We start from the raw sequence: 12,091 nt of genomic DNA on the forward strand, positions 1-12,091 counted from the left end.
CTCGGCTGGGTGTGGATTCCGGCGGGTGTCGTCACGGTCGTGACGGTGTGGACGCTCGTGATCCTCCCGCGCCAGGCCCGCGCCTACGGCTACCAGCTGCGCGAGGACGACCTCGTGTTCCGCCGCGGCATCCTCTGGCAGAGGATGGTCGCGGTTCCTTATGGCCGGATGCAGCTCGTCGACATCACCCACGGTCCCCTCGACCGGGTCTTCGGCATCGCTCAGCTCAAGCTCGTGACCGCCGCGGCGACCACCGGTGTCGTGATCCCCGGGCTCACGCAGCCCGCCGCCGAGCTGCTGCGCGACACCCTGATCGCGGTGGCAGAGACCCGACGGACCGGCCTGTGACCGATCCCGCCGCCGTCGCCGACGTGCGCTCGCCGCTCAGCGACGGCGAGTGGCACCGGCTGCACCCCCTGACGCCCGTGCTGCGCGGCGGGCTGTTCCTCGTCGTCGTGCTCGGCATCGTCATCACGAACCTGCGCGACCGCATCATCGGCTGGCTCTTCCCGGCCGTCGCCGACCTGGAACGCTACGAGGCCGACCCCGTCGACTACGTCGTCAGCAACAACCTCATCCTGCTCGCGCTTGTGGCGGTGCTGGCCGTACTGCTGCTCCTGCTGGGCGGCTTCTGGCTGTCGTGGCGCTTCCACACGTTGCGCATCACCGGCGACGACGTCGAGGTGCGAAGCGGCATCCTCTTCCGCACCCACCGCCGCGCGCCGCTGGATCGGGTGCAGGGCGTCAACCTGACCCGCCCGATGGTCGCGCGGCTCCTGGGCGCGGCCAAGCTCGAGGTCGTCGGCGCGGGACTCGACAGCAACGTCAAGCTCGAATACCTCTCGACCACCAACGCCGAGGCCCTGCGCGCCGACATCCTTCGCCTCGCCTCCGGCCGCCAGCTCGCGCGAGCCTCGGATGCCGCGGGATCCGTGCCCCGCGGGCGGGCCGCCGTCGCCACTGTCAGCGCGGCGCTCACCGGGCTGATCGACGGCGCCGAACAGCCCGTCGCCGAACCGGCATCCGTCGTGCACATCCCGCCGGGAAGACTCATCGGCTCTCGGCTGCTGTCGGGGTCGACGCTGTGGCTGCTGGTCGTGGTCGCCGCCATCATCGTCGGCTCGGTCGTCGGCACCCCCTGGGTGCTGTTCACGCTCGTGCCGGCCGCGCTGGGGTTCGCGGCCTACTGGTTCCGTACGATCACCCGCGCGCTGCGCTACTCGATCGCCCCCACGCCCTCAGGGGTGCGCATCACCTTCGGACTGTTCACGACCATCACCGAGACGTTGCCGCCGGGACGCGTGCACGCTTTCGAGATCCGTCAGCCGCTGCTCTGGCGCGGCTGCGGCTGGTGGTCGATTCGGGTCAACCGGCTCTCGGGGCGCTCGGCCAATGACGCGCAGTCGCAGCAGTTCGCGGACGTGCTGCCCGTCGGCACCCGCGACGACGTCGAGCGGGTGCTCCGCCTGTTCCTTCCCGGGATCTCGGCCGCGCAGTGGCAGGAACTGGTCGTGCACGGCCTGCTCGGCCCGCACGACGAGAGCGACCCGTACGTGACGACCCCGCGGCGCGCGTGGTGGTTGCGGCCGCTGTCGTGGCGTCGCAACGGTGTGCTGCTCACCCCCGACGCGATCCTGCTTCGCCGCGGACTCATCTGGCGCTCGCTCGTGATCCTCCCGCTCGCGCGCCTGCAGTCGGTGGCGCTGTCTCAGGGCCCGATCGGCCGCTCGCAGAAGGCGGCGACCCTCACCGGGCACACCGTCGCCGGGCAGGTGCCGGGCGCGGTCGGGGCACTCGACCGCGACGCCGCCGTCGCGGTGTGGCAGCGGGCCGCGAGAGCGGTGATCGCGGCCGCCGCGAGCGACCGTTCGCACCGGTGGGATGCCGCGCCGCCCGCGTCGCCGGCGCCGATCGCGATCGCGACCACCGACCAAGAGGAAGGACGCGCATGAGCGGCGCGAGCAGGCTGGGAGTGGGGATCATCGGCGCCGGACGCGTCGGGCCCGTCATCGGGGCGGCCCTGGCCGGCGCCGGACACGCCCTCGTCGGCATCACGGCCGGCTCCGACCGCGACCGCGTCGAAGCGATTCTGCCCGGGGTTCCGGTGCTCGATGCCGACGAGATCGTGCGTCGCAGCGAGCTCGTGGTGATCGCCGTTCCGCACGACGAGCTGCCGAGCCTGGTCGCCGGTCTGGCCGAACTCGATCGCTGGCAGATCGGGCAACTCGTCTTGCACACCGATCCCGCGTGGGGGACCGATGTGCTCGCTCCTGCGGCACGCCGCGGGGCGATTCCGCTCGCGGTGCACCCGGCGGTCACCTTCACCGGCAGCTCGATGGATCTGCGCCAGCTGCAGGACGCGTTCGCGGCGGTGACGGCGCCGGCCGCGGTGCTGCCGATCGCGCAGGCGCTCGCCGTCGAGCTGGGCTGCGAGCCCGTCGTCGTCGCCGAAGCCGACCGCGCCGCCTACGGCGAGGCCATCGCGACAGCGACGGCGTTCTCGGCATCCGTCGTCCGCCAATCGACGTCGCTGCTGCGCTCGGCCGGCATCGAGGAACCCGGACGCTACCTCTCGGCGCTCGTGCATTCCGCCGTCGACCGGGCGCTGCAGGACGGGTCGCCGCTGATCGACGACGTCCTCGGCGGCTGACCGCGCGGGTCGCGGTGCGCCGGAGGGCGCGCGGGCGGGCCTCGATAGACTGGAACGTCGATTCCGAGGAGCCCCGCACCATGACTCAGACGCCGAACGCCGCGTCCACGCCCGTCCCGGCCGCCCCTGACGCCGAGGGAGCGGACCTCGCCGACGTGCACGAGCAGAAGGCGGTACGCCTCGCCAAGCGCGAGCGGCTGCTTGCCGAGCGGGCGGATGCCGCGGGCGGCGCCTACCCGGTGACCGTCCCGGTCTCCGACACCATCGCCGCTCTGCGCGCGCGCTACGCCGATCTCGAGGCCGGTGCCGAGACCGGTGTCACCGCGTCGGTCGCCGGACGCGTCGTGTTCAGCCGCAATACGGGCAAGCTGTGCTTCGCGTCGCTGCAGGCCGGCGACGGCAGCCGCATCCAGGCGATGGTGTCGCTCGCCGAAGTGGGCGAGGAGTCGCTGCAGGCCTGGAAGGACCTCGTCGACCTCGGCGACCACGTCTCGGTGACCGGTCAGGTCATCTCCAGCCGCCGCGGCGAGCTGTCGATCATGGTCACCGACTGGGTGATCGCGGCGAAGGCGCTGCTGCCGCTGCCGAACCTGTACAGCGAGCTGAGCGAGGAGAGCCGGGTGCGCTCGCGCTTCCTCGATCTCATCGCCCGCGATCAGGCGCGGGAGACGGTCATCGCGCGCGCCAAGGTGAATGCGTCGCTGCGCCAGACCTTCACCGATCACGGCTTCCTCGAGGTGGAGACTCCGATGCTGCAGGTGCAGCACGGCGGGGCGGCGGCGCGGCCCTTCGTGACGCACTCGAACGCGTTCGACGCCGAGCTGTACCTTCGCATCGCTCCCGAGCTCTTCCTCAAGCGCGCCGTCGTCGGCGGCATCGACCGCGTGTTCGAGATCAACCGAAACTTCCGCAACGAGGGTGCCGACTCCACCCACAGCCCCGAGTTCGCGATGCTCGAGGCCTATCAGTCCTACACCGACTACAACGGCATCGCCGACCTCACGCAGGAGCTCATCCAGAACGCGGCGATCGCCGTGGCCGGCTCGACGACGGTCACGTGGGCCGATGGTACGGAGTTCGATCTCGGCGGACAGTGGGATCGCATTTCGATGTACGCGTCCCTCTCGGATGCCGCGGGCACTCCGATCACGCCCGAGACCCCGCTGGACGAGCTGAAGGCGCTCGCCGCGTCGGTGGGCGTGGAGGTGCCCGAGAAGGTCGCGACGCACGGCAAGTACGTCGAAGAGCTGTGGGAGCACTTCGTGAAGGGCGGCCTGGAGCGGCCGACCTTCGTCATGGACTTTCCCCTGGACACCTCGCCGCTCGTCCGCGAGCACCGCACCGTCGCGGGTGTCGTCGAGAAGTGGGACCTGTACGTGCGCGGCTTCGAGTTGGCGACGGGATACTCCGAGCTCGTCGACCCCGTCATCCAGCGCGAGCGCTTCGTCGAGCAGGCGAAGCTCGCGGCCCGTGGTGACGATGAGGCGATGCGCGTCGACGAGGAGTTCCTGCGCGCGCTCGAGCACGGCATGCCCCCGACCGGCGGCATGGGAATGGGCATTGACCGACTGCTCATGGCGATCACCGGACTCGGCATCCGCGAGACGATCCTCTTCCCGCTGGTGAAGTAGCCCGCGGGGCGCGTCGACGCGCTGCGCGCGCTCAACGGCCCGTGGCGCTGATCAGACCGCCGCGCCCGCTCGGGGCGGCCAGCTCGGAGCTCCCAGGTCGCGGGAGATCGCCTGTGCCGCGTCGCGCAGTTCCTTGAGGACTGCGGCATCCAGCTCCGATGCCGGCGCGGGGAAGACGACCCCGAGCGCCGCGATCACCGTGCCGTCCTCGCCCGCGACCGGAACGGCGACGGAGGCGTCGCCGATGACGGCCTCTTCGTTCTCGGTCGCCAGCGCACCGTCCCGCACGACGATCAGCTGCTCCTGCAGCGCGGCCGTGTCGGTGACCGTGTCGCCGGTCAGGTCGGCCAGGGGGTGGGCGAGCACCTCCGTGCGGAAGTCGTCGTCGTAGGCGAGCAGCACCTTTCCGAGGGCGGAGGCGTGGGCCGGGAGGGTGATCCCCGTCTCGGGCATCTGCTCCGTGCCGTCGGGCCGGCGATCGTGGTGGATGACGAGGACGTCCGTGTTGTGCGCGACACCCAGCCGACAGGCGAGTCCGGTGCGATGCGACAGGTCGTGCATGCGCCGCAGCGACCGTGCGCGCACGTCGAGGGTGTCGAGGTACACGCTCGAGAGGGTGAGCAGCGCCGGGCCGAGGGCGTAGCGGCTGCCGCGCGCCTCCTGAATCACCAGACCGTGTTCCTGCAGCGACTTCACGAGGCCGTGCACCGTCGACGGCGGCAGGTCGAGGGCGACGGCGAACTCGCTGATGCCGAGGCGCCGCGCACCCTGCAGCAGGGAGAGGATGCGCGCGGCGCGGTCGATGGACTGGATCATCCCGAGACCTTTCGCGCGCGGACGGTTGACGTCACACTACCTCTTGACACGGGTGCAAATGGGGCAGATATTCGACATAGACGAATCGCAGTCGATGATGTCGAAAAGCCACCCCCGCGACGAGGCCGTCGAAGAACGCCGGCGAGAACCACCTGCGACAACTCAGTGAAGAGGAGATCCGCGCATGAAGAAGCTCATCAACTCGGCCGAATCGGTGCTCGCCGATGCCCTGCGCGGCGTCGCGGCCGCCCACCCCGAGCTCACCGTCGACCATGAGAACCGCGTGGTCATCAGCAACGCCCCCCGCGAGGGTCGCGTCGCGCTGATCTCGGGCGGCGGTTCGGGACACGAACCCCTGCACAGCGGCTTCGTCGGCGCGGGCATGCTCGATGCCGCGTGCGCGGGCGAGGTGTTCACCTCGCCGACGCCTGATCAGATGCTGGCCGCGGCCCAGGCCGTCGATTCCGGTGCGGGCGTGCTCTTCATCGTCAAGAACTACACGGGTGACGTGCTCAACTTCGAGATGGCGGCCGAACTGGCCGCCGACGAGGGCATCGCCTCGGAGTCGGTGATCGTCGCCGACGACGTCGCGGTGAAGGACTCGACGTGGACAGCCGGGCGTCGCGGTGTCGGCACGACCCTGCTCGTCGAGAAGATCGCCGGGGCGGCGGCGGCCGAGGGTAAGAGCCTGGCGGAGGTCAAGGCCGTCGCCGAGCACGTCGCCTCGCACGGGCGCTCGATGGGCGTGGCGCTGACCAGCTGCACCGTGCCCGCGGTCGGTCACCCGAGCTTCGATCTGCCGGATGACGAGATGGAGCTGGGTGTCGGCATCCACGGCGAGCCAGGGCGCACGCGCGTGCCCCTGGCCCCTGCGCACGACATCGCCGCCGAGCTCGTCGAAGCGATCACCGCTGACCTGGACTTCACGGGCGCTCCGGTGATCGCTCTGCTGACCGGGCTCGGTGGCACGCCGCTCATCGAGCTGTACGTGATGTACGCCGACATCGCCGACGCCCTCGCGGCGAAGGGCGTCACGGTCGCCCGCAGCCTCGTCGGCGACTATGTCACGAGCCTCGACATGGCGGGCTGCTCTCTCACCCTTCTGCGCGCCGACGACGAGCTGCTGCGCCTGTGGGATGCTCCCGTCGAGACGAGCGCCCTGCGGTGGGGACGTTGAGATGACGGATGCCGCGACGACGGACACCGTGACCCTCGATGTTCTCGACCGGTGGGTGCGGCTCAGCGACGCCCGCCTGACGACAGAGGCCGACCATCTGACCGCGCTCGACTCCGCGATCGGCGACGCCGATCACGGCACCAACATGCTCCGCGGCTTCACCGCGATCGTCGCGAAGCTGGATGCCACACCGCCGCAGAGCGTTCCGGAGTTCTTCAAAGCCGTCGGCATGACCCTCGTCAGCAAGGTCGGTGGAGCGAGCGGCTCGCTCTACGGCACCCTCTTCCTCGACATGGGCAAGAACGCGCCCGCCGGAGCATCGATGTCGGCCGCGGAGTGGGCGCACGCGCTGTCGGCCGGCGTCGCTGCGGTCGTCGCGCGAGGTCACGCGCAGCCGGGCGACAAGACGATGATCGACGCGTTCGGTCCGGCGCTGACCGCACTCGAGGCCGCCCTGTCGGGAGGAGCGACACTCGCCGATGCCGCGGCGGCCGCAGCCGACGCGGCCGAGCAGGGCAGCGCCGACACCGAGCCGCTCGTCGCCCGGAAGGGCCGCGCCTCGTACCTGGGTGAACGCAGTGCCGGTCACGTCGATCCGGGGTCGGCGTCGACAGCCCTGCTGCTGAGAGCATTCGCGGACGCCGCCGCGGGGGAAGCCGCGTGATCGGCTTCGTCATCGTCTCGCACAGTGAAGCTCTGGCCCAGGCCGCCGTCGATCTCGGGATGCAGATGATCCACGGCGAGGCCCCGGCGGTGCGGATCGCCTCGGGAGCAGACGGGAGCTTCGGCACGGACGCGGCGGCCATCGCAGACGCCATCGATGCGCTCGCCGACGCCGACGGTGTGCTGATCATCACCGATCTCGGCTCAGCGGTGCTCAGCTCGGAGCTCGCTCTGGATCTGCGGACGAGCACCGTTGCGGTGCGTATCAGCGACGGGCCGTTCGTGGAGGGGATCACCGCGGGGCTCGTGCGAGCGGCGGCGGGCGGAGGCCTCGACGACGTTGCGAACGAGGTGTCGACAGCGCTCGCGGCGAAGCAGGCGCACGCCCCTGCGGCATCCGCGGACGCGCCGATGCCCCCCGCGGCCTCCGACGCGCCCGCCGGCGCCCTCGGATCCGACGCGTCCGTCGAGGCGCTGCTGCGCAATCCGATGGGCTTGCACTCGCGGCCGGCGGCCCTCGTCGTCAAGGCCGTCGGCGCCTTCGATACGGACGTCTCGATCGCGAACCTCACGACCGGTGCCGGCCCGGCATCCGCCCTCAGCATGATCGGGCTGCTCGCGCTGGGAGCCGGGGGCGGCGCCACCGTGCGCATCAGCGCGAGCGGACCGGACGCCGCTGCCGCCGTCGAAACGGTGCGTCGGCTCGTCGACGACGGTTTCGGTGAGCTCGACCAGGCGCCGGCCTGATCTCTACCGCGCACGGAACGCCCAGTCGGGCAGGTGTCCGGCGGCGACGAACGACCCGACGATCTCGGCCAGGCCGTGCCGGGGGTCGGCGTGGAGTGCCTGGCGGACGTAGGCGTCGGCGTGGGTGGAGCGCCCACGCGCCCAGGCAATCCAACCGCACACCGCCAGAGCGCCCGCCCGGCGCTTCTTCGGCATGAGGGCGGCGACGTTGCGCGCCAGGCGCAGCGCCGCGTCGAGACGCTCGGCATCGGGTCGCGGGCCGTCTCCCCACATCACCTCGGCGAGATCGCTCGGATACAGCTCGCCGTCCTCCCACCGCCGCTGGGCCTCCATGGCCGCATCTCCGCCGTCGACGTCACTGGCCCACTGCACGAGCGCGACGTCGCGCAGCCCTGCGCGGGCGAGGCACCAGCCGATCGACGCGGCATCCATGGGAGCCAGATCATCCGGGTTCCACGACAGTGCGCGCTCGAACAGCGCCGGGAGGTCGTCGAGCGCGCACGCGGCCTCCAGCGCCGCCGGGTCGATGCGAGCGGGCGTGGCCCCACTCACCCGCGGGATGCCGCAGATGGTCTCGAGTGCCGCGTCCAGCGACCGCAGTGCCTGTCCGACGGCCCGCCGACGCGCAGCGCCGGGTATCGGCAACTGTGCGCCGGCCGCCTGGTCCACCGCGGGTGGGCCGTCCACGGCTTCGGGCGGCAGATCGTCGCGCGGGGCGATGCGTGCGCGGTCGTGGCCGCCGGGCGGCAGCCGATTCGACAGCGCCGATCCCCAGCCGTTCGCGGCGACGACGAAGACCTCCGCGACCGGCAGCCCGCACTCGTCGGCGCGCGTCCGGAGGGCGGCGATGACCGCGGGGTGGGGGAGACCTGGCGACGGATCGTCGCTGATCTCGGCATCCGTGTAGACGACCAGTACCACCGCCTCGACGTCGACGATTCGACAGGCCATGCCGATGATGCTGGCGGCGGCGCCGGCCGCCGCGGTCTCGGACGGAAGGTCGACCCGCATCACGCCGAGCGTGCGTCCCTGCGACAAGGGCACGACCACGACGCTGTCGCGCGGCGTGCAGCCGAGCAGGTGCGGAAGAACGGAGAGGAACTGTGCCGCATCGGCGGCGCGGACGATCGTGGACATGCCGAGAGTCTGGGCGTGCGGGCGCGGGAGCTGCGCGTCGGCGGCGCCGTCGTGGACAACCCGCGACCCACTCGCTTCTGGGGAGGAGCCCGCACGCAGCGGCGTAGCATGGAGCCATGGACTCGTACTGGACCGCCGTCGCCTGGTCGCTCCTGCCGACCGTCGTCGTGCTGGGACTGTTCGTGTTCGTGCTGCGCGCCATCATCCGGATGGATCGCTCGGAGCGTCGGGTCTACGCGCGCATCGAGAACGAAGAACGCGCCAAGCGTGGCTTGCCGCCCGTCGGCGCTGCCGACACGGCGGGGCCCGACGCGCCTCGCGCCACCTGAGTCGCCCGTTCTCGATACGCTGAGCGGAGTCCGACAGCGGGGAGAGCGACGTGGATCAGACCGGATGGGCGCTCGCCTGGGTGATCCTGGTCTTCGTCACCGACGTCACCGTGCGCATCCTGGCGATCATCATCGTGCCTCGCAACCGCCGCCCGACGGCCGCGATGGCCTGGCTGCTGGCTATCTACTTCATCCCGATCATCGGTGTGCTGCTGTTCCTGCTGATCGGCAATCCTCGGCTGCCTCGCAAGCGCCGCAAGAAGCAGCAGCAGATCAACGACTACATCCGCACGACGAGTCACGGGCTCGACCTGGGCACCCTGCGCCCCGATCCACCGCAGTGGTTCGCACAGCTCGTCCGCCTCAACCGCAACCTCGGGGCGATGCCGCTGTCGGGCGAGAACGCCGCGACCATCATCTCCGGCTATCAAGACAGCATCGACGAGATGGCGGCGGCGATCCGTCAGGCGACCACGTACGTGCACGCCGAGTTCTACATCCTGCAGTGCGACGACACCACGGCCGGATTCTTCGATGCCCTCGAGGATGCCGTGAAGCGCGGCGTCGTCGTGCGGGTGCTGCTGGATCACTGGGCCAACCGTGGCAAGCCGTTCTACGCGCAGACGTGCCGGCGACTCGATGCGATGGGAGCGACGTGGCAGCTGATGCTGCCGGTGCAGCCGCTGCGCGGGAAGTACCAGCGTCCCGATCTGCGCAACCACCGCAAGCTGCTCGTCGTCGACGGCCACACCGCGTTCATGGGTTCGCAGAACGTGACCGACTCCACGTACAACCTGCGCAAGAACATCAAGCGGGGACTTCATTGGGTGGACATGATGGCGCGTCTGGAGGGGCCGGTCGTGGCATCGGTCAACGCCGTCTTCCTCAGCGACTGGTACAGCGAGACCGACGAGATCGTCGAGGGCATCGAGCTGTTCCAGGTGCACACCGGCAGCGGTGACCTCGACTGCCAGGTGATCCCCTCCGGCCCCGGGTTCGAGTTCCAGAACAACCTGAAGCTGTTCATGACGCTGCTGTTCTCCGCGCGCGAGAAGATCATCATCGTCTCGCCGTACTTCGTCCCCGACGAGGGGCTGCTGCTCGCCATCCAGACCGCCTGCCAGCGCGGCGTGCACGTCGAGCTGTTCGTGTCCGAAGAGGGCGATCAGGCGATGGTCTACCACGCGCAGCGCAGTTACTACGAGGCGCTGCTGCGCGGCGGGGTGAAGATCTGGATGTACAAGAAGCCGTTCATCCTGCACTCCAAGTCGATGTCGATCGACGACGAGGTCGCGGTGGTCGGCTCGAGCAACATGGACATGCGCAGTTTCGGTCTGAACCTCGAGATCTCCCTCCTCGTGCGGGGCGAGGACTTCGTCTCGCAGCTGCGCGCCGTCGAAGACGAATATCGGGCGCTGAGCCGCGAGCTGACGCTCGAAGAGTGGCAGCAGCAACCGCTGCGCTCCACGGTGCTCGACAACCTCGCCCGACTCACCTCCGCACTGCAGTAAGCGGCACCTCGCTGGCCGCGGGCAGTGCTCGCCGTCGTGGATGGCGGCGGCGCGGCATCCGGGGCGACCGCGACGCTCTCCGGCGGCGACGCGCAGTTCGCCACTCCCGTCATGATCCCCATCGCGGGCTGAGTCCCGCCGGGCGCGCCTCGGACGCCGCCACGCGAAGTCCGCAGAAAGCGACGTACTCCGCATCCGTTTCGGCGGATGCGTGCGGAGCACGCGAGATTCTGCGGAGTTCGTGAGCCGGTGCGCCGACGGCGAACACGGGCATACCGGCATTCGCTGGTCGTTACCCTCGACGTAAGCGCACCAGAGAACCGTGCGCCTGAGGAGTGTCGACGAATGTTCGAGAGATTCACGGACCGTGCCCGTCGTGTGGTCGTCCTCGCCCAAGAAGAGGCGAAGATGCTCAACCACAACTACATCGGCACCGAGCACATCCTGCTCGGTCTCATCCACGAGGGCGAGGGCGTCGCCGCCAAGGCGCTCGAGAGCCTGGGGATCTCGCTGGACGCCGTCCGCGAGCAGGTCCAGGACATCATCGGCCAGGGCCAGCAGCAGCCGACCGGCCACATCCCCTTCACGCCGCGCGCGAAGAAGGTGCTCGAGCTGAGCCTGCGCGAGGCGCTGCAGCTCGGCCACAACTACATCGGCACCGAGCACATCCTGCTCGGCCTCATCCGCGAGGGCGAGGGCGTCGCCGCACAGGTGCTGGTCAAGCTCGGCGCCGACCTCAACAAGGTGCGCCAGCAGGTCATCCAGCTGCTCAGCGGCTACCAGGGCAAGGAGCCCGCGGGTGTCGCCGCCGGCGCGGGCGAGCAGAACCAGCAGGCCGCCCAGGGCGGTTCGGCCGTGCTCGACCAGTTCGGCCGCAACCTCACGCAGGCCGCGCGCGACAACAAGCTCGACCCCGTCATCGGGCGCGAGAAGGAGATCGAGCGCGTCATGCAGATCCTGTCGCGCCGCTCGAAGAACAACCCGGTCCTCATCGGCGAGCCCGGCGTCGGCAAGACCGCCGTCGTCGAGGGTCTCGCCCAGGCGATCGTGAAGAACGACGTCCCCGAGACACTGAAGGACAAGCAGGTCTACTCGCTCGACCTCGGCTCGCTCATCGCCGGTTCTCGCTATCGCGGTGACTTCGAGGAGCGCCTGAAGAAGGTCACCAAGGAGATCCGCACGCGCGGCGACATCATCGTCTTCATCGACGAGATCCACACCCTCGTGGGTGCGGGCGCTGCCGAGGGCGCAATCGACGCGGCCTCGATCCTGAAGCCGCTGCTGGCCCGCGGCGAGCTGCAGACGATCGGCGCCACGACGCTCGACGAGTACCGCAAGCACTTCGAGAAGGATGCTGCGCTCGAGCGCCGCTTCCAGCCGATCCAGGTCGCCGAGCCGAGCCTGCCCCACGCGATCAACATCCTGAAGGG

12 protein-coding genes are annotated in these 12,091 nt (G+C 70.2%); 10 read left to right on the top strand and 2 right to left on the bottom strand.

The window, feature by feature from the left end; translation table 11 throughout:
* From BGN98_RS04410 to lysS, 4 genes are all read left to right on the top strand, one after another.
* Nucleotides 1-348, top strand: a 348-nt coding sequence (locus BGN98_RS04410; protein ID WP_288119822.1) for a PH domain-containing protein, incomplete at its 5' end; no start/stop codon positions are given.
* Nucleotides 345-1,952, top strand: a complete 1,608-nt coding sequence (locus tag BGN98_RS04415; RefSeq protein WP_288119824.1) for a PH domain-containing protein — start codon at nucleotides 345-347, stop codon at nucleotides 1,950-1,952. The genes BGN98_RS04410 and BGN98_RS04415, both read left to right, overlap by 4 nt.
* On the top strand, nucleotides 1,949-2,650 hold the full coding sequence (locus BGN98_RS04420; RefSeq protein WP_039412878.1) for a DUF2520 domain-containing protein: 702 nt from the start codon (nucleotides 1,949-1,951) through the stop codon (nucleotides 2,648-2,650). The genes BGN98_RS04415 and BGN98_RS04420 overlap by 4 nt, the downstream gene beginning before the upstream one ends.
* Before the next feature lie 80 nt (nucleotides 2,651-2,730).
* Nucleotides 2,731-4,281: a lysine--tRNA ligase gene (gene lysS, locus BGN98_RS04425; protein WP_288119833.1), complete on the top strand. Its 1,551-nt coding sequence runs from the start codon at nucleotides 2,731-2,733 to the stop codon at nucleotides 4,279-4,281.
* A gap of 51 nt (nucleotides 4,282-4,332) precedes the next feature.
* Here lysS and BGN98_RS04430 read toward each other — a convergent pair whose 3' ends face one another.
* Nucleotides 4,333-5,097: an IclR family transcriptional regulator gene (locus BGN98_RS04430; RefSeq protein WP_288119835.1), complete on the bottom strand. Its 765-nt coding sequence runs from the start codon at nucleotides 5,095-5,097 to the stop codon at nucleotides 4,333-4,335.
* A gap of 184 nt (nucleotides 5,098-5,281) precedes the next feature.
* On the opposite strand from BGN98_RS04430, the gene dhaK reads away from it, so the two are divergent.
* Genes dhaK through BGN98_RS04445 form a run of 3 tightly spaced genes read left to right on the top strand, consistent with a single transcriptional unit; the run spans nucleotide 5,282 to nucleotide 7,684 of the window.
* A complete protein-coding gene (gene dhaK, locus BGN98_RS04435; RefSeq protein WP_288119836.1) occupies nucleotides 5,282-6,274 on the top strand; it encodes a dihydroxyacetone kinase subunit DhaK in 993 nt (330 codons plus the stop codon).
* A gap of 1 nt (nucleotide 6,275) precedes the next feature.
* A complete protein-coding gene (gene dhaL, locus BGN98_RS04440) occupies nucleotides 6,276-6,938 on the top strand; it encodes a dihydroxyacetone kinase subunit DhaL (protein ID WP_288119838.1) in 663 nt (220 codons plus the stop codon).
* Entirely contained in the window at nucleotides 6,935-7,684 is a 750-nt protein-coding gene (locus BGN98_RS04445) for an HPr family phosphocarrier protein (protein ID WP_288119839.1), read from the top strand. Before dhaL ends, BGN98_RS04445 begins: the two co-directional genes overlap by 4 nt.
* Before the next feature lie 3 nt (nucleotides 7,685-7,687).
* Here the strand turns inward: BGN98_RS04445 and BGN98_RS04450 are convergent, their stop codons facing one another.
* Nucleotides 7,688-8,821: a DUF4192 family protein gene (locus BGN98_RS04450; RefSeq protein ID WP_288119841.1), complete on the bottom strand. Its 1,134-nt coding sequence runs from the start codon at nucleotides 8,819-8,821 to the stop codon at nucleotides 7,688-7,690.
* A gap of 116 nt (nucleotides 8,822-8,937) precedes the next feature.
* Between BGN98_RS04450 and BGN98_RS04455 the strand changes: the two genes are divergently transcribed.
* From BGN98_RS04455 to BGN98_RS04465, 3 genes are all read left to right on the top strand, one after another.
* On the top strand, nucleotides 8,938-9,150 hold the full coding sequence (locus tag BGN98_RS04455) for a hypothetical protein (RefSeq protein WP_036286013.1): 213 nt from the start codon (nucleotides 8,938-8,940) through the stop codon (nucleotides 9,148-9,150).
* Nucleotides 9,151-9,200: 50 nt separating this feature from the next.
* Entirely contained in the window at nucleotides 9,201-10,661 is a 1,461-nt protein-coding gene (gene cls / locus BGN98_RS04460; RefSeq protein ID WP_036286015.1) for a cardiolipin synthase, read from the top strand.
* A 345-nt stretch (nucleotides 10,662-11,006) separates the two neighbouring features.
* Nucleotides 11,007-12,091, top strand: a 1,085-nt coding sequence (locus tag BGN98_RS04465) for a Clp protease N-terminal domain-containing protein (RefSeq protein ID WP_288119844.1), incomplete at its 3' end; no start/stop codon positions are given.

Source organism: Microbacterium sp. 69-7, assembly GCF_001897985.1.
Classification (GTDB): Bacteria; Actinomycetota; Actinomycetes; order Actinomycetales; family Microbacteriaceae; genus Microbacterium; species Microbacterium laevaniformans.